30 protein-coding genes are annotated in these 24,616 nt (G+C 48.5%); 14 read left to right on the top strand and 16 right to left on the bottom strand.

Translation table 11 applies throughout. The features are described 5' to 3' along the window. Nucleotides 1-110: 110 nt before the first annotated feature. The 6 genes from BFP76_RS04105 to BFP76_RS04080 are packed head-to-tail and all read left to right on the top strand — an operon-like array spanning nt 111 to nt 7,454. Entirely contained in the window at nt 111-905 is a 795-nt protein-coding gene (locus BFP76_RS04105) for a uracil-DNA glycosylase (protein WP_099591881.1), read from the top strand. Nucleotides 906-908: 3 nt separating this feature from the next. Then, on the top strand, nt 909-1,448 hold the full coding sequence (gene moaB, locus BFP76_RS04100) for a molybdenum cofactor biosynthesis protein B (RefSeq protein ID WP_099591880.1): 540 nt from the start codon (nt 909-911) through the stop codon (nt 1,446-1,448). A 3-nt stretch (nt 1,449-1,451) separates the two neighbouring features. Beyond that, a complete protein-coding gene (locus BFP76_RS04095; protein ID WP_099591879.1) occupies nt 1,452-1,904 on the top strand; it encodes an NUDIX domain-containing protein in 453 nt (150 codons plus the stop codon). A gap of 57 nt (nt 1,905-1,961) precedes the next feature. After that, nucleotides 1,962-3,416, top strand: coding sequence for an efflux RND transporter periplasmic adaptor subunit (locus tag BFP76_RS04090; RefSeq protein WP_099591878.1), 1,455 nt, complete (start codon nt 1,962-1,964; stop codon nt 3,414-3,416). A 2-nt stretch (nt 3,417-3,418) separates the two neighbouring features. Beyond that, nucleotides 3,419-6,826, top strand: a complete 3,408-nt coding sequence (locus BFP76_RS04085; RefSeq protein ID WP_420818650.1) for an efflux RND transporter permease subunit — start codon at nt 3,419-3,421, stop codon at nt 6,824-6,826. Nucleotides 6,827-6,878: 52 nt separating this feature from the next. Continuing rightward, a complete protein-coding gene (locus tag BFP76_RS04080; RefSeq protein WP_099591877.1) occupies nt 6,879-7,454 on the top strand; it encodes a YqgE/AlgH family protein in 576 nt (191 codons plus the stop codon). Here BFP76_RS04080 and BFP76_RS04075 read toward each other — a convergent pair. Continuing rightward, nucleotides 7,451-8,419, bottom strand: coding sequence for an L-threonylcarbamoyladenylate synthase (locus BFP76_RS04075; RefSeq protein WP_099591876.1), 969 nt, complete (start codon nt 8,417-8,419; stop codon nt 7,451-7,453). The genes BFP76_RS04080 and BFP76_RS04075 overlap by 4 nt on opposite strands. A gap of 93 nt (nt 8,420-8,512) precedes the next feature. Between BFP76_RS04075 and BFP76_RS04070 the strand changes: the two genes are divergently transcribed. From BFP76_RS04070 to BFP76_RS04055, 4 genes are all read left to right on the top strand, one after another. Next, nucleotides 8,513-9,541: an MBL fold metallo-hydrolase gene (locus BFP76_RS04070; RefSeq protein ID WP_099591944.1), complete on the top strand. Its 1,029-nt coding sequence runs from the start codon at nt 8,513-8,515 to the stop codon at nt 9,539-9,541. Between the two features lie 9 nt (nt 9,542-9,550). Continuing rightward, on the top strand, nt 9,551-10,015 hold the full coding sequence (locus BFP76_RS04065; RefSeq protein WP_099591943.1) for a DUF6173 family protein: 465 nt from the start codon (nt 9,551-9,553) through the stop codon (nt 10,013-10,015). 77 nt (nt 10,016-10,092) lie between these two features. After that, entirely contained in the window at nt 10,093-10,230 is a 138-nt protein-coding gene (locus tag BFP76_RS04060; RefSeq protein WP_099591875.1) for an aa3-type cytochrome c oxidase subunit IV, read from the top strand. 16 nt (nt 10,231-10,246) lie between these two features. After that, nucleotides 10,247-10,822 (top strand): hypothetical protein, encoded by a 576-nt coding sequence (locus tag BFP76_RS04055; protein WP_099591874.1) that lies wholly within the window; start codon nt 10,247-10,249, stop codon nt 10,820-10,822. 28 nt (nt 10,823-10,850) lie between these two features. Here the strand turns inward: BFP76_RS04055 and BFP76_RS04050 are convergent, their stop codons facing one another. Both BFP76_RS04050 and rpsU read right to left on the bottom strand, forming a co-directional pair. Further along, a complete protein-coding gene (locus tag BFP76_RS04050; protein ID WP_099591873.1) occupies nt 10,851-11,051 on the bottom strand; it encodes a dodecin family protein in 201 nt (66 codons plus the stop codon). A 137-nt stretch (nt 11,052-11,188) separates the two neighbouring features. Then, a complete protein-coding gene (gene rpsU / locus BFP76_RS04045) occupies nt 11,189-11,395 on the bottom strand; it encodes a 30S ribosomal protein S21 (protein WP_099591872.1) in 207 nt (68 codons plus the stop codon). 92 nt (nt 11,396-11,487) lie between these two features. On the opposite strand from rpsU, the gene BFP76_RS04040 reads away from it, so the two are divergent. Both BFP76_RS04040 and BFP76_RS04035 read left to right on the top strand, forming a co-directional pair. Further along, entirely contained in the window at nt 11,488-12,183 is a 696-nt protein-coding gene (locus tag BFP76_RS04040) for a COQ9 family protein (protein ID WP_099591871.1), read from the top strand. 151 nt (nt 12,184-12,334) lie between these two features. Further along, a complete protein-coding gene (locus BFP76_RS04035) occupies nt 12,335-13,213 on the top strand; it encodes a branched-chain amino acid aminotransferase (RefSeq protein ID WP_099591870.1) in 879 nt (292 codons plus the stop codon). Nucleotides 13,214-13,233: 20 nt separating this feature from the next. Here the strand turns inward: BFP76_RS04035 and BFP76_RS04030 are convergent, their stop codons facing one another. Next, a complete protein-coding gene (locus tag BFP76_RS04030; protein WP_099591869.1) occupies nt 13,234-13,866 on the bottom strand; it encodes a ribonuclease T2 family protein in 633 nt (210 codons plus the stop codon). A gap of 132 nt (nt 13,867-13,998) precedes the next feature. Between BFP76_RS04030 and BFP76_RS04025 the strand changes: the two genes are divergently transcribed. Continuing rightward, the gene (locus BFP76_RS04025; RefSeq protein WP_099591868.1) at nt 13,999-14,736 is read left to right on the top strand and encodes a DUF1013 domain-containing protein; all 738 of its coding nucleotides are present in this window, start codon (nt 13,999-14,001) and stop codon (nt 14,734-14,736) included. A gap of 59 nt (nt 14,737-14,795) precedes the next feature. Here BFP76_RS04025 and BFP76_RS04020 read toward each other — a convergent pair whose 3' ends face one another. From BFP76_RS04020 to clpS, 3 genes are read right to left on the bottom strand one after another with little or no spacing between them, the layout of a single operon-like run. After that, a complete protein-coding gene (locus tag BFP76_RS04020) occupies nt 14,796-15,608 on the bottom strand; it encodes an SDR family NAD(P)-dependent oxidoreductase (protein WP_099591867.1) in 813 nt (270 codons plus the stop codon). A gap of 24 nt (nt 15,609-15,632) precedes the next feature. After that, entirely contained in the window at nt 15,633-16,640 is a 1,008-nt protein-coding gene (locus BFP76_RS04015; RefSeq protein ID WP_165775659.1) for a class I SAM-dependent methyltransferase, read from the bottom strand. Nucleotides 16,641-16,660: 20 nt separating this feature from the next. Next, nucleotides 16,661-16,996, bottom strand: a complete 336-nt coding sequence (gene clpS, locus BFP76_RS04010; protein WP_205661370.1) for an ATP-dependent Clp protease adapter ClpS — start codon at nt 16,994-16,996, stop codon at nt 16,661-16,663. Nucleotides 16,997-17,315: 319 nt separating this feature from the next. Here clpS and BFP76_RS04005 point away from each other — a divergent pair, with 319 nt between their 5' ends. Next, entirely contained in the window at nt 17,316-18,791 is a 1,476-nt protein-coding gene (locus BFP76_RS04005) for a serine hydrolase (protein WP_099591865.1), read from the top strand. Here the strand turns inward: BFP76_RS04005 and BFP76_RS04000 are convergent, their stop codons facing one another. The 9 genes from BFP76_RS04000 to BFP76_RS03960 form a co-directional block, all read right to left on the bottom strand. Beyond that, the gene (locus BFP76_RS04000) at nt 18,792-19,592 is read right to left on the bottom strand and encodes a division plane positioning ATPase MipZ (protein ID WP_099591864.1); all 801 of its coding nucleotides are present in this window, start codon (nt 19,590-19,592) and stop codon (nt 18,792-18,794) included. Nucleotides 19,593-19,723: 131 nt separating this feature from the next. Next, complete coding sequence (rpmE, locus tag BFP76_RS03995) at nt 19,724-19,945, bottom strand: 50S ribosomal protein L31 (RefSeq protein ID WP_099591863.1); 222 nt, start codon at nt 19,943-19,945, stop codon at nt 19,724-19,726. Nucleotides 19,946-19,957: 12 nt separating this feature from the next. Continuing rightward, the gene (rplS, locus tag BFP76_RS03990; protein WP_099591862.1) at nt 19,958-20,329 is read right to left on the bottom strand and encodes a 50S ribosomal protein L19; all 372 of its coding nucleotides are present in this window, start codon (nt 20,327-20,329) and stop codon (nt 19,958-19,960) included. 296 nt (nt 20,330-20,625) lie between these two features. Beyond that, nucleotides 20,626-21,771, bottom strand: a complete 1,146-nt coding sequence (locus tag BFP76_RS03985; protein WP_240513974.1) for an MFS transporter — start codon at nt 21,769-21,771, stop codon at nt 20,626-20,628. 2 nt (nt 21,772-21,773) lie between these two features. After that, nucleotides 21,774-22,580, bottom strand: coding sequence for a tRNA (guanosine(37)-N1)-methyltransferase TrmD (trmD, locus tag BFP76_RS03980; protein ID WP_099591861.1), 807 nt, complete (start codon nt 22,578-22,580; stop codon nt 21,774-21,776). Between the two features lie 3 nt (nt 22,581-22,583). After that, nucleotides 22,584-23,096 (bottom strand): ribosome maturation factor RimM, encoded by a 513-nt coding sequence (gene rimM / locus BFP76_RS03975; RefSeq protein WP_099591860.1) that lies wholly within the window; start codon nt 23,094-23,096, stop codon nt 22,584-22,586. Nucleotides 23,097-23,164: 68 nt separating this feature from the next. Then, nucleotides 23,165-23,794, bottom strand: coding sequence for a 5,6-dimethylbenzimidazole synthase (gene bluB, locus BFP76_RS03970; RefSeq protein WP_099591859.1), 630 nt, complete (start codon nt 23,792-23,794; stop codon nt 23,165-23,167). 23 nt (nt 23,795-23,817) lie between these two features. After that, nucleotides 23,818-24,231, bottom strand: coding sequence for a 30S ribosomal protein S16 (rpsP, locus tag BFP76_RS03965; RefSeq protein ID WP_099591858.1), 414 nt, complete (start codon nt 24,229-24,231; stop codon nt 23,818-23,820). Nucleotides 24,232-24,271: 40 nt separating this feature from the next. Beyond that, nucleotides 24,272-24,568, bottom strand: coding sequence for a chorismate mutase (locus BFP76_RS03960; protein WP_099591857.1), 297 nt, complete (start codon nt 24,566-24,568; stop codon nt 24,272-24,274). Between the last annotated feature and the right edge of the window lie 48 nt (nt 24,569-24,616).

Below are 24,616 nucleotides of genomic sequence, written 5' to 3'. Positions count from 1 at the left end.
CTTGCTGATAATTTTTCGCGTTATACCAGCCCTTTTGCACAAGACAAGAGGTTTACGCCAGCGCATTGCCAACTTATCCTGAATGCACATCGCAAAAGGATTCTTTACCAGTGACCGCGCATCTGGATTATTTCGCCGCAAAGGCAGCCCTTGAATGGCTGTATGATTTGGGTGTGGATGAAACCATCGGCGAAAAACCTGTGAATCGTTATGATGAACCTGCGAAAAAACCAGCGTTTAAAATGGGGGCAACATCCAATATTGCCCCGATTGAAGTCATCCCACAGGTTTTGCCGGCTCAAGACGCCGCACCAGATGTTGCACGTATGATGGCGCAAAAATGCGAAACATTGGATTCATTGCGTGATGCAATGGCGGTGTTTGATTTGTGTGCGTTGAAAAAAGGTGCGCGTAATTTGGTTTTTGCCGATGGCAGCACAAATGCACGCGTGATGATCATTTCCGAATCCCCAAGCCGCGAAGAAGATATTCAAGGCAAACCGTTCTTGGGTCCAGACGGTGCATTATTGGAAAAAATGTTTAACGCAATCGGTCTGAGCCGTGATGGTCAAACCGATAAGGACGCACTTTATCTGACATGTGCAATGCCGTGGCGCCCCCCGCGCAGCCGTCATGCCAATGGGGCAGAGATTGAAATGATGGTCCCGTTTTTGGAACGCCATGTGCAATTGGTCAAACCTGATGTTTTGGTGTTGATGGGCAATACCGCCTGTCAGGCGGGATTGGGGAAAACCGGCGTTTCGCGGCTTCGCGGGAAGTGGTCGGATGTGTTTGGTGTTCAAACAATTGCGATGGTGCATCCGCATGGATTGTTGCGCGACCCGTTGAAAAAACGTGATTCATGGGCGGATCTTTTGGCAATCAAATCGAAATTGGCGGGATGAAATATGGGCATTGATGAAAGCAAAACATTTATTCCCGTGCGGATCGCGATTTTAACGGTGTCTGATACGCGCGGTTTGGATGATGATCGTTCGGGCGATGTGTTGGAAAAACGCGTTATTGATAGCGGGCATGAACTGGCCGCGCGCAATATTGTGATTGATGATCGCGCGCTGATTGCAAAACAACTTCGCGATTGGTGCAATGATGAAAATATCGATGCGATTATTTCAACAGGTGGCACAGGGCTAACCGGGCGTGATGTCACGGTCGAAGCCCATCGCGATGTTTACGAAAAAGAGATTGATGCCTTTTGCACGATGTTCACGATGTTATCATATGAAAAAATTGGAACATCTGCGGTGCAATCACGTGCCACCGCTGGGGTTGCGAATGGCACATATTTATTTGCCCTGCCAGGAAGCCCGGGCGCATGCAAGGATGGTTGGGATGGCATATTGAAATATCAACTGGATGCACGCCACATGCCTTGTAATTTTGTCGAAATCATGCCCCGTCTGGCAGAACATATTCAACGGAAATAATGAATGTCAGAATTTGAATTGCTGACCGATTGGCCGGAATGTTCCGTATCTGTCGTTGGAATTGTCATACAAGACGAATTGCAAAGAGCGGTCATTCAACTGCGCGATAATTTTCCAAATGTTGGTGCTGGTGGGCGTTGGGGGATGTTTGGCGGCCATATGGAAGATGGGGAAACAACCCTTGAAACAGCGATGCGTGAACTCACTGAAGAAACGGGTTTGGAGGTCGACGCAAACTGCCTAATGCCATTTGTGCGCTTTGTGCCGCGCGATGGTTATCAAGCGTATCACTACATTTACCATCTCCAAAAACCGATTGCACCCAAACAGATCGCAATATCAGAAGGTGCGGGTTTTGCCTTTATCACGTATTCACAAATGCGCGATTTTGATATGTTACCCTCAAATATCCTTGTTTTGAACCATTTGCACCGTTTGAATAAATTTGCGATTTAACGACGGAATGTTAATCTTGACGCGTAATACCAACAGTTAATGTTTTAGGGATTTCAAATGCGGTTCTTTACGCGAAGCTTGCTTGGCATGTTTATTACAGCGCTGACTGTAATACTGTTGTTTGCTGCGTTTTATGTGGTGACACAGGCCATTCAAGAACGAAATGCCAAGGGAAATCGCATAAGACAAGCAAATGAACGCGTATTTGCGGTGAATGTAGCGCCCATCGAAATTCAAAATATAGCACCCGTAATCACCACCTTTGGCGAGGTCGTTTCAGGGCGCACATTGGAATTGCGTGCCGCAGCAGCAGGGACTTTGGTGCAAATGGCACCAAGTTTTCGCGACGGTAGCTTTGTGAAACAAGGCGATTTGTTATTCCAAACAGATCCTGCGATTTTTCAGGCAAATCTTAACCTCGCAAATGCAGAGCTTGCCGATGCAAAGGCGGAATTGGAACAGGCAAATAATGCGTTGCTTTTGGCCCAAGATGAGCTTGCCGCCGCTGAGGTACAATTTAGCCTTCGTATCCAAGCATCGGATCGCCAACGTGTTTTGATTGAACGCAAATTGGGGACAGAAGCAAATTTAGAAGCAGCTGAATTATCGACATCTGCCGCACAACAAGCATTGCTGGCAAAACGTCAAGCTTTGGCAGACGCACAGGCGCGGATCAGTTCGGCCGAAAACGCATTGGCACGCGCAACCATTAACCAACAAGAAGCATCGCGCAAATTAGATGAAACCACAGTTACAGCAAAATTTGATGGCGCATTGAGCGAAGTCACTGGCGTTTTGGGGGGGCTGGTGAGCGTCAATGAACAGTTGGCAAACCTGATTGACCCCACAGCGCTAGAGGTATCATTGCGCATTTCAACACAGGAATTTGCAAACCTGTCCATGTTTGGTGGGCGCGTGATTGGCACAAAAATTGGCGTGACAGCAACGGGTGCAGAAACACCAATATCTGCGACAATCGATCGGGTGAGTGCGGCGGTTGGCGCGGGGCTAACGGGGCGAGAGCTGTTTGCATCTTTTGATGATCAAATGATCGAGTCTTTACGCCCAGGCGATTTTGTAACCGTATCCATTCGCGAACAAGAATTGCAAAATGTAAGCATCATTCCCGCCAGCGCAATCAGTGCTGCGGGTGAAATATTGCTGGTCTCAAACGACAATCGCATTGAATCAAAGCTGGTTCCGATTTTGCGAAAGCAGGGAAACAACGTAATTATATCAGCTGGCGACATTGCGGGGCGGTTGTTGATATTGGAACGGGGTCCACAGCTTGGCGGTGGTATCAAGGTTGAACCTCGCGCCAAGAATAATGCCGTACTGCCCAAACCAGAGGTGGTAAAGGTTACGGAACAGGAACGCCTGAAATTGATTGCATTTGTAACGGACAATGAACGCATGCCTGATGCTGCAAAAAAACGCATTCTTGCCAATTTGCAAAGTACCGAAATCCCGAAACAGACCTATGATCGACTTTCTGCGCGTACAGGGGGTTAATCATGGCGATGCGCGAAATCGGGAAAGGTGCATTTGGGATTTTATCCTATTTTACCAGACATCGCACGGCATCAAATTTGCTCTTGGTGGTTATGCTGGTTTTGGGATTGATTGCAGCCACACAAACCCGCACGCAATTTTTCCCAGACGTAGTCGTTGATTCCGTAAGCGTTCGCGTAAATTGGGACGGCGCGGGCCCTGAGGATATCGACGGGGGTATTGTGGCGCTATTGGAACCAGCGTTGCTGGCGGTTGAAGGTGTCGAAAACACATCGTCACGTTCAACCGAAGGTCAGGCACGTATCACACTTGAATTCGAAGCAAATTGGGATATGGCGCGCGCTGCTGATGATGTAAAGGTTGCGGTGGATTCCGTAACCAACTTGCCTGATGGATCCGATGACCCAGTGATCCGGCGCGGCGCTTGGCGGGATCGCGTGACAGATGTCATTATTCACGGCCCTGTTTCACCAGATCAGTTGAGCCGTTTTGCCGATGAGTTTAGCGCGCGTTTATATCGCGAAGGTATTACGCGCACCACCATTCGCGGGGTTTCCGCCCCAGAAATCAGCGTTGAAGCCCCTGAAATTGATCTTATCAAACATAACGTAACGCTGCGCGAAATATCAGAAGCCATTGCGCAAGAGGCCGAAACGGATCCCGCGGGTGACGTATCGGGCGGCACCACACGGGTGCGCACGGGCACCGCAAAACGTAGTGTGGAAGAAATTGAACAAATCGTTATTCGCGCAAATGCGGATGGATCAAAATTGCGCGTGGGCGATGTGGCCAATGTCACCATCAGTGGCGTGGACGCCAAGCGAACCTATTTCGTGGGAAACAATCAGGCGGTATCGGTTCGGGTTGATCGTGCCAGTCAAGGTGATGCAATTGAAATGCAACAATCGGTACAACGTGTCGCCGATGATATGCAATTAACCATGCCCCAAGGTGTTCAAATCGAATTGATCCGCACCCGCGCACAGGCCATTTCGGATCGTTTGAATATCCTGATTGAAAACGGGGTTTATGGATTGTTGTTGGTGGTTGGGCTGTTGTTTTTGTTCCTGTCTGCGCGGACGGCATTCTGGGTTGCGGCGGGCATTCCAGTGGCGATGTTTGCCGCGATCGCGTTGATGTATGCCTTTGGTCTAACCCTCAATATGATATCGCTGTTTGGTTTGATTATCACGCTTGGGATTGTTGTCGATGACGCCATTGTTGTGGGTGAACATGCTGATTTTCGTGCGCGCAGGCTCAAAGAAAATCCGGTTGAGGCATCTGAAAATGCGGCGATGCGCATGGCTCCGCCGGTGTTTTCTGCAACGATTACAACGATAATTGCGTTTTTCGGCCTGACCGTGGTGGGAGGGCGATTTGGGGAATTGATTGCCGATATTCCGTTCACCGTGATTGTAGTTTTGATGGCGTCATTGGTGGAATGTTTTGTGATTTTACCCAACCATCTGAGCCACTCTGTGGGATATATGGGAAATCTTAAATGGTATGATTATCCAAGCCATCATTTTAATCGCGGGTTCAGCTGGTTTCGCGACAATATTTTTCGCAAATTTATCACCTATGTTTTGATGCTGCGCTATCCTGTGATCGCGCTGGTGATTGTTTTGTTGGCAACCCAAGCCGCGCTCTTTGTCAGCGGCAAGGTCGGATTTCGTTTCTTTAATGCACCTGAACAATCTTCGATTTCTGGAAATATCGCGATGTTATCAGGGGCGACACGTGATGACACCGTTGAAATGGTGCGCGAATTACAACGCGCAGCAAACGCGGCGGGTGAAAAATTCGCTGCAGAACACGGTGAAAATCCAATCACATTTATTTTGGCAGAGGTTGGTGGTTCAACGGGGCGCGGATTGTCTGGCGTTGAAAACAAAGATGCTGATTTATTGGGTTCAATTGCAATCGAGCTTACCGATGCGGATGCACGACCCTATTCGTCATTTGATATATCGGCCGCAATCCAAGAAGAAATCAAAGAACATCCATTGCTAGAAGTGATGAGCTTTCGCAGATTCCGATTTGGCCCGGGTGGTGATTCATTGGATGTGCAATTTATTGGTGCTGACGGCATCACATTAAAAGCCGCGGCAGAGGAATTGAAAACGCAAGTGTCCCAATTTGCAGAGGTTTCTGGCGTCGAAGACGATATGGCCTATGACAAAGAAGAAATGGTTTTGGAATTAACCCCCCAAGGCCAAGCGTTGGGTTTCACCATTGATGATATCGGAACCGAGCTTCGCAATCGATTAAATGGGATCAAGGCCGCTGATTTTCCCGTCGGGGCACGTACCACTGAAATATATGTGCAAATTCCAGAATCCGAGATCAGCGCCGATTTTTTGGATAAAACACGGCTGCGTACCAATGAAGGTAATTATGTTCCGTTATCTGATATTGTGAGTGCAACAACGCAAATTGGATTTTCCACAATATTGCGCGAAAATGGATTGCGATTGATGTCCGTAACAGGCGACATTTCGCAAGAAGACGCCGCGCGCGCCAAGGAAATTATGGCGGAACTTGAAAACGTTATCCTTCCACAGATTGCATCAAACCACGGTGTTGATTGGCGCCTGTCTGGATTGGCAGAACAGGAAGAAGAGTTTTTATCTGATGCGTTTTTTGGATATGTGCTGTGTTTGCTTGGGATTTATCTGACGTTAACGTGGATATTTTCAAGTTGGACACGCCCGATTGTGGTGATGGCGGTCATACCCTTTGGCATGATTGGCGCGATCTTTGGTCATTATGTGCATGATATTCCGCTTTCGATTTTTTCGATTGTTGGGCTGATAGGCATGAGCGGAATTATTATTAATGATTCAATCGTGTTGGTCACAACGGTGGATGAATATTCCAAAAATAGAGGATTGTTTCCAGCGATTGTGGATGCCGCGGGCGATCGATTGCGCCCTGTGTTGCTGACAACTTTAACAACCGTTTTGGGTTTGTTTCCGCTGTTAAACGAAGGATCGGTTCAGGCGGAATTTTTAAAACCCACGGTGATTACCTTGGTTTACGGGCTTGGGTTTGGGATGGTGTTGGTGTTGTTGATGGTGCCATCATTATTGGTTGTGCAAACGGATATCGGTGGTCTGTTTTCATCATATCGCCGGATGATGTCAAACCCACGTATTCAAACCGCTGCACGTTGGCCATTGTGGGTTGCCAGCGCAATTTGCATCACTGCAATCCTTGCTGTGTTTTTACCGTTGGTCGTATCACAATCCGTTTCTCCCATCGTTGCCAGCGCATTTTCAACACTTTCACAAAGCGCACCTTTGGCTGCCAGCATTTTGGCGGCTACGATTGCCGTGATTGTCACAACTTTGGTTGCTTTTGGATTTTTTGCGGGTTCAACATTATGGCGCAAACGTCCCAGCGGTTAATAAACTGCAATGACTTGTTGCATGTTTTGTCATGCGGGCGCATGCTGAACCTATGTCAGACGAAAACGATACAGAAAGCTTGGATGGCAAACTTTTGATTGCGATGCCGGGCATGGGCGATCCGCGATTTGAAAAATCGGTTGTGTATATCTGTGCCCATTCACCAGAAGGTGCGATGGGTCTGATTGTGAATAAACCCGTGATGGATTTGAACATTACGGATTTGTTGGAGCAGTTAAACATCAAAGCAAACCGCCCGATCAAAGGATTAGAAGTGCATTTTGGTGGGCCTGTGGAACATGGTCGGGGATTTGTGCTCCATTCCAGAGACTACGCCGCCGCCAGTGAAACGTTAGAGGTCAACGATGAATTTGGCATGACCGCATCGCTTGAAATTCTAGAAGATATTTCAAATGGCGATGGCCCTGCGAATTGTTTGTTTGCGCTGGGTTATGCGGGATGGGGGCCAGGGCAATTAGAGGACGAATTACGCGCTAATGGTTGGCTGGTTGCGGATGCAAATTCGTCGCTTGTTTTTGCCAAGACCGACCAAGACAAATGGCAAGATGCGATCAAAAGCATGGGAATTGATCCACGCTTGTTATCCGCAGAAGGCGGCAATGCCTAATCGCGCGGAGCCGCAGCGCGTTTCAATCGATCATTAATGGCAAGCCCCAATCCATGTTCTGGTATGGGCGCGACACTGATCCCTACATGGGCGTTTTGCGCCGCAAAATCATCAATTTCACGCAACATCGAAAATAAATTTGCCGCCGCCTCAATCAAATCCCCTTGTGGTGACAGGTTTAGGTCACAGTCAACATTGCCAAATCCCAGATGGGCATGGTTTTTCAAGGGTTTGTCTACATTCATGCGCAAATGTGCATTGGGTGCGTAATGCGACAAAAGCTGTCCGGGTGATTGGGGCACATCGGGCTGTTCTGCGTGTTGTAGCGGTTGCTTTATGACAGCTTCGATTGATTCAATGGATACACCGCCAGCGCGTAACAGCGCAACGTTGCCATCATCCAGCGGCATAACAATTGTGGATTCTAACCCCACCTGACAATCGCCACCATCCAGAACGGCATCAATTTTTTGATCCAGCCCATCGATAACATGTGATGCTTTGGTCGGGCTAATCCGTCCAGACGGGTTCGCAGAAGGGGCGGCGATTGCGCCCCCAAATGTTTGGATCAAGGCATGCCCAACGGGATGTTTGGGAATGCGAATGGCGACCGTATCTAAACCCGCAGTAACCAAATCGGATAGCGGGGAATTTTTGCAAAGTGGCAAAACCATGCTTAATGGACCTGGCCAAAAAGAGGCGGCAAGCGATTTTGCCTGTTCATTCATGATCGCGTATTTGGAAACGTCTTTGACATTGGCCAAATGAATGATCAACGGATTGAAGCTTGGCCGACCTTTGGCCGCGAACACTTTGGCAACTGCGCGATCATTGCACGCATCCGCACCCAACCCGTAAACAGTTTCTGTTGGAAAGGCCACAACCCCACCATTGGCTAGAATCTGTGCGGATTTTTGAATGGTGTCATCATCAGCGACAAAAAATTGCGTATCAAGATTGGTCATAGTGACGCGGCGTTTCTTTTCGGTTCAATAGGTATGTTTCAGGTCATAGTGTATTCAATAAATAAACACCACCTTGCAAACTATAGGCACATGATGAAACCGATAAAATTTCCGTTTGAGACTCCTCCTGAAATTGGCCAGGCGATCGAAATCGCAGATGGGATTTTATGGCTTCGCCTTCCGCTTCCGATGGCGTTGGATCATGTGAATATTTATGCACTGCGTGATGGTGATGGTTGGTGTGTTGTGGATACGGGTTATCATTCCAAAAAGGGTCTCGCGATCTGGGAAGATATTTTGGAACATGCATTGGGCGGAGACCCTGTCACGCGTGTATTTTTAACCCATCATCATCCCGATCACGTTGGCATGGTTGGCTGGCTTCAATCTCAAAAAGGTGCCGAACTTTGGACAACGCGCACTGCGTGGCTGTATTCACGGATGTTGACGGTGGATACCCAAGAAATCTGGCCCAAAGAAAGCCTGCAATTTTTCTATGAAGCAGGTATGGATGATGAAATTTTTGCAGCGCGCAAGGCAGATCGTCCGTTTAATTTTTCTGACATTGTGTATCCAATGCCCCTTGGTTTTCGTCGTGTGCGCGATGAAGAAACAATTCAAATTGGCGGGCGTGATTGGGTTGTGCGTACAGGTGATGGGCATTCTCCAGAACAGGCGACATTGTGGTGTGATGCAGAAAACCTTGTGATCGCAGGGGATCAAATTTTACCTGGTATTTCCCCAAATGTGGGGGTGTATCCAACCGAACCTTTGGCAGATCCTTTGTCGGAGTGGTTAACATCATGTGAACGATTTCAGTCACTTGCCAACGACGACCATTTTGTGATGGGCGGGCATAAATTGCCATTTACGGGTTTGCCACGACGCATGAGCCAATTAATCGAAAACCATCACAGCGCACTGGAACGTTTGGAAGAATTCCTTGAAACCCCGAACACCGCACATGGCTGTTTCCCCGTGCTTTATAAACGTAAAATTGGCATGGGCGAATATGGTTTGGCGCTGGTCGAGGCAATTGCGCATTTGAACCATTTGTATTTGGCAGATAAGATCACTCGAGCAAAAGATAAAAACGGCGTGTGGCAATGGCAGCGCAAATAGGGTGATATGATGAGCGAAGAAATAAAAACAACCGCAGAGGCAATCGAAGCCGCCGCATTGCCAGAGGCATATGCCGTACATGTTGATAAACAGGGCAATGTGATTTCGGACAAAGCCAAAGGCATCGCCAAAAAATCGCTCGCGGAAAAATCACCCGCCGAATGGGCGTATGAGCGTATTGTCATGTATATCCAAAAATTTGAAGAAACATTAAATAGCAACGAAGAGGTCGGCATGGGATTTGCCGCAGGTCACGTTGGTTCGTTACGTATTCAGGGCATGGGGTTTTTTGCGCCTGATATGGTAACGTTTTATGGCGAAGACGGTGAGGGAAATGCGATGCAGTTGGTGCAACATGTTAGCCAGCTTAACGTTATGCTGGTTGCCGAACAAAAAACGGGCGAGCCAGAAGCAGCCCCGCAACGCATTGGGTTTAAATTGGCAGAGGACCTTGAAGAGGCCAAAAAAGGCTGATGCGCGATTGGCCGCAGGGTCTTTGCAAATGCAAAAAAATATGTGATAGAACACGCGAGAAATAAGGGAATATGAACATGGCTGAAAAACATAAACATGGCTCTATGGATATATCTGCGCAAGAGGCTGCTTTTGACGGGTTTATCAAATGGTCAATCCGCATCAGTGGCTTTTCCATTGGTTGTCTGATTTTCATGGCACTTTTCACTTCGTAATTTGGCGGTGCCATTAATGTTTGCACGTCTTCATTCGGTTGCCATTCTTTGCGCTTTGCTCGTGCTGTCTGCCTGTGCAAAATCGGTTTATGCCCCCGCATCAGAGGTGCAAAAACGTGCATTTGTAAGTGATGACGCGCCATACCTACAATTGATGACAATGATCAGCAATAAATCGGGTGCTGGCGGGCATAGCTCGCTTGTGGTGAACGGATCACAGGTGATCATGTATGATCCAGCTGGGCGTTATTGGAATTCACTGTTGCCAGAACGCGATGATGTGTTGTTTGGTTTGAACCCTGCAATGATGCAACGCTATAAATCGTTTCATGCGCGCGATACCCACCACGTAGTGAGCCAGCGCGTCTATGTTTCACAAGCAGTTGCTGAAATTGCCTATAAGGCGGCATTGGAACAGGGCGCATCACCTGATGCGATGTGCGCAAATAACGTCAGTGCACTTTTATCAAAGGTGCCAGGGTTTGAAGCGGTTGGTCACACATGGTCACCCAAACGTTTGATGAATAATTTTGCCAAACTGCCCAGCGTAAAAACCGACAAGTATTACGAAAACGATACGGGTAAGAATTAAAAAAGGCGCCGATCAGGGCGCCTTTTGTTTATTTTACTTCGAATGCGATTTTCAGCGTCACGCGGAATTTCGTGACCTTGTCACCATCCACCTTGACCGATTGATCTTTGACCCAAGCGGATGAAATCGCGTCCACAGATTTGGATGCGCGTTCCACGCCTTTGCGTGTTGCATCTTCCCATGACTTGTCTGATTCCGCCATGACTTCGATTACTTTTACAACGCTCATAATATTCTCCTCCTGTTGAATTGATGAATGACAGGTAGGCATCATTGCACAAAAAACAACATTCCAGAAATGCAAAACCCCCGAACGTGTGTCGGGGGTTCACATGATTGAGTATAAATACCCTATCGATTGTTATCTTACATCATACCTTCGCGTTGCGCTTTTTTGCGCGCCAACTTGCGAGAACGACGAATTGCTTCGGCCTTTTCACGGGCTTTCTTGATTGAAGGTTTTTCAAAATGTTGCTTAAGCTTCATTTCACGAAAAACGCCTTCACGTTGCAATTTTTTCTTCAGCGCACGAAGTGCTTGGTCAACGTTGTTATCACGAACCGATACCTGCATGGTGTCACCACCTTTCTAGTGTTAGAGTTGCAGAATTGCAGGAAACCGCCGTATACACGGGATAAATTTATTTGTCGAGTCTGGAGGCAAAAATGCCAAACGCCAAGAAAACAGAACAAGATCACATCGCACAAACCCGTGCTGCGATGTTGGATGCGGCGCTGGCTCATGTCTGTTTTGATGGCTGGTCTGCGCAAACTTTTGACATGGCTGTTGCAGATTCAGGGGTGGATATTGGGCTTGCCCATCAAACGTTTCCACGTGGGGCCATTGATATGGCATTGGCCTATCATCGTGCAGGTGATCAGCTGATGTTAGATGAATTGGCATTGCGCGACCTTAGTGATTTGCGGTTTCGCGATCGCATCGCACTGGCGGTTAAGTTGCGATTGCAAGCGAGTGATAAAGAGGCCGTGCGCCGCGGCATGACATTATTTGCCCTGCCACAAAATACAAGTGACGGTGCACAGGCATTATGGGGAACCGTTGATGCGATATGGAACGCCTTGGGCGATACGTCCGATGATGTGAATTGGTACACAAAACGTGGAACATTATCGGCGGTTTATTCGGCAACGGTTTTATTCTGGTTGGGCGATACATCAGAAGACAATACCGATACCTGGGCGTTTTTGGATCGACGCATTGAAAATGTGATGCAATTTGAAAAGGTGAAATCAAACCTGTCTGACAGTGTGATCGGTAAAGGGTTAGCACAGGTTTTTGGATCAATTAAAAAGCCATCAACAACCCCGCCCAGCGATTTGCCCGGATATGTTCGACGATAATTCATTGCGTAATTTGGATTGATTGCGAAAACATAAAAACCCAAGATTTCACAACTTGGTAATTTTAAAACTATCTTTTGAAAATCTGTTCACAAGGGTTGAGATGGCCACGCAACCGCGTTACCCATTTGCAATCTTTGGAGGATGAAAAATGGCTTTGGGCGGAAAGATTGTCACCTATTACAATGGTGAATGGAAAGAAGGAAATACTCCGATTATTGGTGCTGCCGATCATGCATCGTGGCTCGGTTCCACCGTATTTGATGGCGCGCGTCAATTTGATGGCGTTCGTCCTGATCTGTTTTTGAATTGCCAGCGCATTGTCTATTCCGCCGAAGTTATGGGCATGATTTCACCAGTCACCCCACAAGAGGTGTTCGATATTGTCGAAGAAGGGTGCAAAATGTTTGCACCAGAAACGCCGTTATACATCCGCCCAATGATGTGGGCCCAAGAGGGCACGACGGGCATCATCGACATCGCACCCGAAAGCACGGGTTTTTCCGTGTGCATCGAAGAATTTCCATTGCCAGAGATTGGTTCATTTTCACTTACCGTGTCAAAATTCCGCCGCCCTCGCCAAGATATGGCAATGACAGAGGCAAAGGCGGGGTCGCTTTATGCCAATAACGGGCGCATCATGGCGGATGCGCGTGCGCGCGGGTTTTCCAATGCGTTGTCGCTTGATTCCCAAGACAACGTTGCTGAAACAGCCAGCACAAACGTATTTATGATCCGCGATGGTGAGGTGTTCACACCCATTCCAAATGGTACATTCCTAAATGGTTTGAACCGCCAGCGTGTGATCAAGCTGTTACGTGCCGATGGCGTTACAGTTCATGAAACCAAACTGACGCTCAAGGATTTTGACGAAGCGGATGAAATGTTCTGTACCGGCAATATTGCCAAGGTGATGCCCGTTGCAAAATACCAAGATCGCGTCATGCCAGATTGCCCAATTGCGATGCGTGCGCGTGAATTATATTTCGATTTCTCGCACAGCAAATTTGCAGCGGAAGACGTGGCATAACGAAACCGTTTCGGGTCCGACTATCGGATTGGTGCCATTTCCGCGTCCTGTAATGTGCAATCGCGCATACGCGATGAACATGCACGCAATTCCAAATCTTTGGTCAGGCAAATGCGTGCCTCTTGAATGCGGCCCGCCTTGCACGTGAGCTGTAATTCATTGTCATCCAATTGTGCATTGGTTTCCTGAAATGCGTCTTCGACAACACTAGCAGGCAGGGATAATGTCTGTTTGATTTTGCTAAAAATTGCGGGTCGTTGAACGGATTCATATGCACGGCGAGACAATTCATAATATTGCGCAGGTGATAATCCTGAACAGACCCCGTGTTTATTCCATTGATGCCACGCTAACCCAGATGTTCCCATAATATCGCCCATGCTCGCCGTAAGCGATTTTGACGGTGGGCGGTGGCTTGATTTGCAATAGCTTGGCCAACTTCCATCGTTATATTGAGGCCATAAACCATGTAATGTGAAACCAAATTCGCGCCCTGCATCGCATTGCGGGGATTTGCGGCGATCACCTTCATATTCGCACCATGATGGTGTCCATGACAGCGCCAAAACGTAATAATCGAAATCACCCGATTTTTCACCTTTGGCAAAAACTGGCGATGCACATAGAATAAGCGCAAATATGATCCGTAACATTAGGACTTTTCCTTTTGATGTTTGCACAGTATATAAGCGGGGAATTCCCCTCTTGAAACGGTAAATTCACTGGCCAATGCGGCTGGTACCCGATTCTCGGCACGGGAGAGATGTATTTGAAAGGACTGCAAAATGGCACTACCGATTATGGCAAAGGCGACCGCCGTTTGGCTGGTTGACAACACAACACTGACATTCAAACAGATCGCAGATTTCTGTGGCCTGCACGAGCTAGAAGTCAACGGCATCGCTGATGGCGAAGTGGGGATTGGCATCAAAGGGTTTGACCCGATTGCAAATAACCAGTTGACCGATGATGAAATCAAAGCGGGCGAAAAATCCCCAAGCCACAAATTGAAATTGAAATTCAATGCGGCCGCCGAAGGCGAAGAAAAACGCCGCGGCCCGCGTTACACGCCGTTGTCAAAACGCCAAGATCGCCCAGCGGGTATTTTGTGGTTGGTGAAATTTCACCCTGAATTGTCAGACGGTCAAATTTCCAAATTGGTTGGCACAACGAAACCCACCATTCAGGCATTGCGTGAACGTACACATTGGAACATTGCCAATATCGTTCCAATTGACCCTGTTGCATTGGGCCTGTGTAAGCAAACAGAATTGGATACCGCCGTTCAAAAGGCCGCAAAGAAAGCGGCAAAAGACGGCACAACAATGTCCGATGAAGATCGCGCAAAATTGGTGAGCACGGAACAATCCTTGCACATGTCAACAGAACCAAAAATTCCAGCAGCAATCAGCGGCTTGGAAACATTTAGCCTTTCTGATGACACACCAGAAGAAAAGAAAGAGCCTGAAATCGACGCGGACAGCTTGTTCAACTTGCCCGATACGGATGAAGACGAAAAATAATTCAACGCTTCCGCCATTCGAAAAACCCGCGTTAAATGACGCGGGTTTTTTTGTGGGAATTAGTGTTGTGCAGTTTGCACAGGGTCAATCAATGTTCGACCACCATCAACCGTAACAATCTGACCGGTCATAAAGCCTGCGGAATCGCTGGCCAAAAACTGTGCGACCTCGGCTGCTTCGCTTGGTTGTGCGATGCGATGCATGGGCGTTGCGGCGGTGATGGCATCGCGCAGATCTGGGTCTTCGATCATTGCGGCATCCAGATTGGCACTGTGAACGGAACCGATCGCGACCGCGTTCACGCGAATGCGATTTTGTGCAAAGCTCACCGCAAGCGAGCGCGTCATTTGATTAAGCGCGGCACAGGCAACGGAATATCCCAATAATTCAGGATGCGTGCGATCCGCCGCAATAGATGTTAAATTCACAATCGCACCGATGCTCGCGTCTGATATGTTATCTTCGTCTTCTGCCTGTTGGATGAAACGTTTTGCGATCAGTTGTGACAAACGCAGATTAGCCAAAACATTTTGCTGAAACATTGCTTCAAAGCTGTCTTCTTTGGGTTCCAGCGGGTTTGATGGCAAAACTTGGCGCGATGCATTGACCAAAATATCGACGCGATCAAACGCATCTACGGTTGCGGATAACAGATTTGCAGTGGTTAATTTTGCACGCAAATCCCCCGCGAAATAACGGACATTGGCGTAATTCGCCGCCAAGGTTTCTGTTTCGGCGGTTAGCTTTTCTTCGTCCATATCCGCCAGCATCACCTTGGCGCCCTCTTTGGCGAATAACTGTGCAATTGCCAGACCAATGCCGTTGGCCGCGCCTGTTACAATCGCTGTTTTACCTTCAATAGAAAATGACATTTCAGTTTCCTTGTTTGAATTTCGCTATCGTCGAGACGCTTTGGGGCGTTCGGCGCGGATGGTTTTGTATTGGGCGGTCTGCGCCATATATTCCCAGGATTGGAATGTTTCATCCAACACGGTTTCATATGCCAACTGCTTATTGGCAACCAAATACAATGTGCCCTTTGGGTTCAAAATTTCACTTGCTTTGCGGATGAATTTTCGGCCCAGTTCTGGATCAGCTTTTCGGGATTGATGAAATGGCGGATTGCAAAGAACAAAATCAAATCGAGATTTACCCGATAGCGTTGTCACATCTTGCCATTGGAACGATGCACGCGGATCATCAATGTTACGTTTTGCACATTCAAGCGCGGTTTTTTCCGCCTCGATCAATTCCATTTTGCTGATCTTTTCATGTGCGCTCAATGCTTGGCGCGATAACCAGCCCCATCCCGCACCTAAATCGGCGCCCATACCCGCAAGGGGTTTGGTTATTTGTTCGATCAATAATTGCGAAGCGGGATCAATATGATCGGCGCTAAACATCCCATCGGCGGTGAAAAAACCATCTTGGTTTTTGCGCGGTTCAATCGCATTTGCCCATTTGCGCATTTCATCTGGTGTATCTTTGGATTTCGTCACCCAAATGGTTTTGCCATGGGATTTTGAAAATACGCCATCGACGGGTAAATATTTGCGCAGCGTTTTCAAAATGCTTTCAATGCCATCGGTTTTGGAACCATCAACGATCAACGCACCACCGTCTGGCAACATTTGATATGCCAAGGAAATCATTGCCAAATTTTCACCCTTTGATCGGGTTAGTTCAACAATTGCAGAATCAGCATTGGTTGGAATTTCGCTGTTTACGGATATGCCCATCTGTTCCAGCCTGTCATATTCAGGTTTGTATGATTGCACCGTTGCAACGGTTTCAAATCGTTTTAACACAGGGTCGGCATGGGCGCGTAGGACAACAACATTGCCAGTTGGCAATTCAAGATGACCAGCGTCAAATGCAATCGAAAGACGAGATTTTTGGGACATATCGGGGCAGGGTATAAACCCTATTCCTTTTCCATTGTGCATTGTAACGGGTGTTCGTGCTTGCGCGCGGCATCCATGACTTGCATCACTTTGGTTTCTGCGATTTCAAAGCTAAACACACCCACAACCGCCAAGCCTTTTTTGTGCACGGTCATCATTAATTCATAGGCTTGTGTGCTGGAAATGCCAAAATAGCGTTCCAAAACCATGACCACAAATTCCATTGGGGTATAGTCGTCGTTTAACAACATGACTTTATACATCGGCGGCTTTGCCGTTTTTGGGCGCGTTTTGGTTGCCAGACCCAAATCGCCATCTGGGTTTTCATCGCCATTCTGTGCCAAAATTTGGATCATGTGTTTTCGACTGTTTTTGAAAGATCAGACACCAATATATATCCAAATTTTACGAAGATCAAAGGGATAGCGCGTCAAATTAAATTGAGCGGTACAATCGCAATTTATGGGGTAATATACGCAACAACATACCATGTGTAGTGTGCGTTGGGGCGGTTTTCCACGCTATATTGTGGTGTGTTGTCTGAAAGACACCATGAATCCCTTTGAAAATAAACAGTTTTCTCAAAAAGATAAGCATGTTAGCCTGTCCGCATAATAGTCATCCGTTAAAATGAGATGGCAAGAGGCAGTTAAATAATAGTCGTCGGAGAAACCGATGCGTCATCAGGCGTTCCGCGGGGCAGTGCTCGCATTAATTTTAGTATTTGTTTCTACAATTGCGCATGCTGCGCCCTATGCGGCGATGGTTGTTGATGCAAAATCGGGAAAGGTATTGCATTCACGCAATGCAGACACACGATTGCATCCCGCATCATTAACAAAAATGATGACACTTTATGTGGTGTTTGGCGCGATCGAACGCGGCGAAATTTCTGCCAACAGCAAGGTTAGAATTTCTAAAAATGCCGCATCAAAGCCACCATCAAAACTTGGCGTGCGCGCGGGATCCACCATGCAAGTACGTCATTTGATTCGTGCAACCGCGGTGAAATCTGCAAATGACGCAGCAACCGCATTGGCCGAGGCCATTTCAGGAAACGAAGCAGCATTTGCACAACGTATGACACGTCAGGCGCGAAAGCTTGGCATGAAACGCACCACGTTTAAAAATGCACATGGTCTGACCCAATCAGGGCACATGTCCACTGCGCGTGATATGACAATTCTGGGTCAACGTTTGATGGATGACTTCCCAGAATATTATAACCTGTTTTCCCGCAAAACCACGGATGCAGGGATCAAAAAGGTTTCAAACACCAACCGTCGTTTGTTGAACGGGTATCGCGGTGCTGATGGTATTAAAACGGGATATACGTCTGCGGCTGGGTTTAACTTGGTTGCTTCTGCGGAACAAAACGGCAAACGCGTGATTGCAACTGTGTTTGGCGGCAAAAGTTCTGCGGATCGTTACACACGTGTGGCGAATCTGTTGGACCTTGGATTTGGGCGAGCATCAGCGGTGACGCGTGTCGCCAAATCTGAACCCAAGAAAACAATCAAGGTAAAGCCCAAGGTTATCAAAGTGGGTGACGCGAGCGATCTGATCAAAAAGGCACCAAGCCGTGTCGCAGTGAAAACAAGCCCATTGCCACGCAGCCGTCCAACGCAATTGGCATCACTAGAACCACCTGTCAGCGCAAAAGAACAACAGCAAATCGAAGCGGCGATTATCGCTGCGAATTTGGCCACGTTACAGGAAAAAACAACACCAGAACCCGCAGCCGTGGATGAAATTCAGGTGGCTTCTGCCGCATCAATCGTTGAAAAAGAAGCGATGATCGTCAAGGCAATCACCCAACCAGAAGCGTTCGAACCCGAACCCGCCGTGTATGTGGAATCTGGCCCCGTTGTTGTGGAACGCGTTGCATCAACCGCTGGAAGCAAGGCATGGGCCGTACAGCTTGGCGCATATGGTTCTCGCTATCAGGCGGAAAAGGTTTTGTTGCGCACCGCTTTGGCGGATTTGCGATCACTTGATGGCGCGTTGCGCAAAATCGAACCCACGATTATCAAAGGTCAACGCTTGTACCGCGCACAGTTTGTTGGCATCAGCAAAGATCGCGCCAGCAAGGCATGTGCGCGTTTGAATGCACGATCTGAACGTTGTACGCCAGTGTTGTCGGGTGGCTGATTAAAACGCCAATTCCAAATCGGGCAGTTTCAATTCCAAAACCAGATCGCGCACTTCTTGGCGTGCGGCGACATTGGACATTTTCGTTGGAATTTCGCTGACCAATTTATGATCCAACAGGGTTAAACCCTGTGGAAATAATTCACGAAACACCACGCGATCAGACAGGCCCGCAGCAAAGCGAAAACCAATACGTTTGGACAAATCAGTAAGCGCATCACCCAATTTGCGTTTGTTGTGCATGTTTAGGGACGACAATCGGTTACGCGCCACGATCCAGTCTATCGGCTTGCCCCCTGCCAATGCGCGGTTCTTGCGTGCATCCCATACCATTTCGGAATAAATCGACGGGCCCTTCACGGCGTTGGTTTCGGGATCAACACGGGCGAGCAAATCAAAATCGATGTAACTGTCGTTGAGCGGTGTAATCAATGTATCCGCCGCAGCATGTGCCAATGCGCTTAATGGTGTCAACGCCCCTGGGCAATCAACCACAACATAATCGCATTGCGCCTGTAAACCTGTCAGCACGGATTCAAACGCTGGTTTTTCCCAACCGGGGCTGGTGATGTCTTCGAATGCAGCAATTTCACCAATCCGTGCCATGGGCAAATCGACTTTGTGTGATGCTGCGAATGCTTCGCGGTTTTCGAAAAATCGTTTCAAGCTGATTTGGCGCATGTCCAAATCCATAATGCCAACACTTGCACCCGAATGAAGCAGCGCCGATGTGACATGCATCGCCATCGTCGATTTGCCTGCACCACCTTTTTCGTTACCGAATACCAAAATACGTGACATTGTTCCCTCGCACTTCTTTTTGCGCCTTCATGATGTAACCTTTGCACGAGATCAACAGACAAACGCATCGCAGAAACGAAAAACGCCGCCCCGAATTGGGACGGCGTTTCGAAAAATGATGTGGTGTAAGCTTAGAAGCCCAAACCGTCGTATTTTTTCTTAAACTTGGAAACACGGCCGCCGGCATCCATCAATTTCTGGTTGCCACCAGTCCATGCTGGGTGTGCAGACGGGTCAATATCTAGCGCCAAAACGTCGCCTTCTTTGCCGTATGTTGAACGTGTTTCGTATGTAGAACCATCAGTAAGTTTTACTGTGATTGTGTGGTAATCTGGGTGCAGATCGTTTTTCATATCAACAGGTCCTTATTTCTTAGGCTTGTAGTTGGTTTGTTCTGCGATACGCGCAGATTTACCACGACGATCACGCAAGTAGTAAAGTTTCGCACGACGCACACGGCCACGGCGAACAACTTCGATATTGTCGATATTTGTTGAATACAATGGGAACACACGTTCCACGCCTTCACCAAATGAAATTTTGCGTACTGTAAAAGATGCTGCGATTGTTTCGCCGCCTTGACGCGCAATGCATACACCTTCGTAGTTTTGAACACGAGAGCGGCTGCCCTCGGTCACTTTGTAGCCTACGCGCACTGTATCACCTGCTTTGAAATCAGGGATATCTTTGCCAAGGCTTGCGATTTGTTCAGCTTCAAGCTGTGCTAGCAAGTTCATAACGTTTTCCTTTTGCCCGCCTGAATGGCGATGTGATTTTCCGTCCTCAGGGCTCTTGGTCTTCGCTTGGGTCCCTACATTGCTGTAAGCCCACCAGAGATACAGGTCGACGTTTCGTGTTTTCGGCCTTTGTTATTATCGGGTACGCGATGCGCAAATTCATTTGTTATCGGGGCAGAAGAAAGCCCAAATGCAAACGACCCCTCAAATTTCAGTGGCCTATGATGTGGATGAATGCGATTCTTCCATACCAAGTGGGCGCTCTATATGGTGAATCGCACCATCAATCAAGTGTTTCACGCCGAAGTTTCGCCTTGTTCTAAAAATCCCGCGAAATAGACGATAAAACCTGCCAAAATCGCCAATATCCCAAAACTAAAGCGGATATTTGTCAGCTCTGCCAGAAACCCAATCACGGGTGGCCCGATCAACATGCCGCCATAGCCAAGCGTGGCCACACTGGCAATTGCCGCACCTTGGTTCATGGACGGTTCATTGGCCGCGCGTGAAAAGGCTAATGGGATCACCACTGCGTATCCAACCCCCATCAACGCAAACCCGATGAGCGCGGGGATATAGGCACCAGGTGCGACCACAAAGATCACGCCAATCATGGCAAAAACCCCTGCCGCGCGCGCGGCATTTACCGCACCGATTTGTACCACCATGCGATCGGCCATCAGGCGCACAATCACCATTGTGATGGAAAACGCAGTGTATCCTAATGCGGCGGCGGATTCGGTGGCGTTGGTCATTTCCACCAAAATATAAGCGCTCCAATCCGCGACACCACCCTCGCCGATGGAACAGCAAAACGCGATCAGCGCTACGATCAATAAAACCCCTTTGGGGAATGCGATCATGCTTGGTTTGCTTTCTAATCGCCGTTTGCTTGGTTGCCACGCGATCATCGCAAACCACAATGTGATTGCGCCTAATAAAATGCCGACAATCGCAAAATGTGTACCCAGCGCAAGTCCATGTTTGGCGGCGAAAAAACCAGTGCTGGCACCAATACCTGCACCAAGGCTAAACATCGCATGAAAACTGGCCATCATGGGGCGTTTTGCACCGCGTTCGACCTCTGCCGCCCATGCATTCATGGCAACATCTGTGCCGCCCAAAAATCCACCGTATAAGAACACTGCGATTGAAAGCGTGAAAATATTGGGGCTGATCGCCACCGCGATCAGGCCAAGAACACAACCAACACCGCCATAAATGCTTGCATCTTTTGCACCAAAATGGTCGGCCGCTCGCCCTGCAATAGAAAACGAAACCAGACCGCCCGCGGCCATGACTAGCAATAATAAACCCAGCCCAGATGCGCTTAATTCATGCAGATTTGCCAGTGTTGGGATGCGTGATGCCCAAACGCCGTAAAGCCCACCGTTTAAAATAAACATCGCACTAACCGCGCGCCATGGGCTTCGGATTTGCATGGCTAATCCTCTTTGTCCAAATGTGCGGCCCATAAATCGGGGCGGCGTTCTTTTGTGATTTTTTCTGATTGTTCGCGCCGCCATGCGTCAACCTTGCCATGATGACCAGATTGCAGCACTTCGGGGATTTTGCGCCCCTTCCATTCGGTGGGTTTGGTATATTGCGGATGTTCCAACAAACCGTTTGAAAAGCTTTCTTCAACTGTGGAATCCGCGTTGCCCAACACATTAGGCAACAAACGCACGGTGGCATCGATCATGGCCTGCGCTGCAATTTCACCGCCCGTGAGGACGAAATCACCGATGGAAACTTCTTGGATATTGTATTCTTCCAATACGCGTTCATCGACACCCTCAAACCGCCCGCACAACACGGTCATGCCTTCGGCCTTGGCAAAATTTTGCGCCATTTCTTGGGTGAATGGTTTGCCGCGCGGCGACATGTAAATCACTGGCCAAGCTTTGGGATTAACGGGTGTTCCGCGACGGGCCTGTTCCATTGCGGGGCCAACAACATCGGGTTTTAAAACCAAACCCGCACCACCGCCCGCCGGTTTGGCATCCACATCTTTGTGTTTGCCAATGCCAAAGCCGCGCAATTCAATCGTTTCCAATTGCCACAAACCATCTTGCAATGCCTTGCCGGTAAGCGAGCTGCCCAAAACACCTGGGAAAGTTTCGGGGAACAAGGTTACGATTTTCACTTTCCAAGCCCCCGCAAGATCGGGGCGCTCTGTCATCAGCTCGGTCGGTTTCAACGTTGGGCGCACCGCAAGGCGGCCATGGGATTTGCTAGGTTTATCGGCCATGAATTAAAACACGCCTTCGGGAGGGTCGGCGATGATGCGTTTGGTTGCTAAATCAATGGTCGGCACGGCCGCCTTTGTGAACGGCAAAAGCGCCACATTCGATTTTGTTTTGGGGGTGCTGATTTCCAAAATATCGCCGGCGCCATGATCATGCACACTAATCACGCGCCCGATTTTTTCACCGCCCGTATCAAACACATCCAACCCGATCAGATCCGAATGGTAATATTCATCGTCGGGTAAATTAGGTAATGCATCACGTGCGATCCACAATGTGGTGCCGTTCAACGCATCGGCCTGATCTTTGTATTGCACGCCTTTGATCCGTGCTGAAAACCCATTTTTTATTGGCCCTACGATGCGCAGATCAAAGCTCATGGTGGCATCTTCGTTCGTGAGCAAACCATAATCACCAATTGCGGCGGGATCGGCGCAGAAACTTTTGATGCGCACTTCGCCTTTCACGCCAAACGCGCCTTGGATTGCGCCAATGCAAATACGGTCTTGTGCGGTCATGTCGTCATAGCCTTTTAAATCTATTTGGGTTTTTCATACTGTGATTGGCGGCTGAATGAAATGGTGATTTATTTTTCAATCAATGTGATTTCGGGTGCACGTGTTTCCCAACCAACAGTTTCCAATTCAGGTGTCAGCGTTTCATATTCGGGCCAGCCGATACACAAATATGCAACCAATGCCCAATCATCGGATACGTCCAAATCGCGGCGCAACTGATCTGGATCAAGGATCGAAACCCAGCCAAGCCCCAATCCGTTTGCCCGCGTGACCAGCCAAAAATTCATGATCGCGGCAACCACAGAATAGCGGCGCATTTCGGGCATGGATTGCGCGCCTAATCCTGCACCTTTGAGCGTGGATTCATCACAAAATATAGCGAGTTGTTCGGGCGCATCGCGCATGCCAGACAGTTTTAACGAGGCATAGGTTTGCGCCCGCTCGTCGCTGTATCCACGAAGCGCATCGGCATTTGCGATGGTGAAATTATCCAACGCTTTTGCGCGGCAATCAGGGGATGTGATGCGCACAATGCGCCACGGTTCCGACAGGCCAACAGAAGGCGATGTTTGAAACGCGTTCAAACATTTTTGTAATAAATCAAGGGGGATAGGGTCGGTTTTGAAGTGGCGCACATCGCGGCGCCACTTCAACAATTCCATCAATTCGGTTTGAAATGCCGCTGAAAATTCACGCATGACATTCCCCCGAAATGAACAATTTATTCAGCAGCGGATTCTTCTGCTGGTGCTTCTTCAGCAGGTGCTTCGGTAGGTGCCTTTGCGGCCTCTGCTGCGGCTTCGGCTGCTGCTGCTTTTTCGTCAAGGCGTTCTTGGGCTTTTTTGCCTGGTTTCGCTTTGTTTGGGTTGTTGCGTTCTGTTTTTGGTAGATCGCCAGCGGCCTCTAGGAAGCGACGTACGCGGTCTGATGGTTGTGCGCCTTCGCCCAACCAGTATTTCACGCGTTCCATGTTCAATTGCACGCGCTCTTCGCTGTCTTTTGGCAACAATGGGTTATATGTGCCCAATTTTTCGATGTAACGACCATCGCGTGGCATGCGGCTGTCTGCTGCAACAACGCGATAGAAAGGACGTTTTTTTGAACCGCCGCGGGCGAGTCTGATTTTCATAGCCATGATGTTTTCTCCTAAAAGCTATTAACGGGGCAAGCCCCTGTTATTCTTGGTGTTTCTTGTGGTGTTGTATTACTTCGCTGATAATGAAATTTAAAAATTCCTTGGCGAATTTCGGGTCGAGATCGGCGCGATTTGCCAGATCTGTCAAACGATCGATTTGTTGCGCTTCGCGCGCGGGATCGGACGGGGGCAGGGCATGTTCTGCCTTAAGCTTGCCCACGGCCTGAGTGTGTTTGAAACGTTCACCCAATGTGTAAATCAGGATCGCATCAAGGCGGTCGATGCTTTCGCGGTGACCTGCCAAAATCTCTGCGGCGCGTTTTTGATCAGGTGTCATTTTACCCCTCCACAGACACGAAAAATGCGTGTCGGACACATGGCGGAC

It is taken from the genome of Paramylibacter kogurei (genome assembly GCF_002742285.1).
Classification (GTDB): domain Bacteria; phylum Pseudomonadota; class Alphaproteobacteria; order Rhodobacterales; family Rhodobacteraceae; genus Amylibacter; species Amylibacter kogurei.
This window is presented reverse-complemented; position numbering and strand designations above follow the sequence as displayed.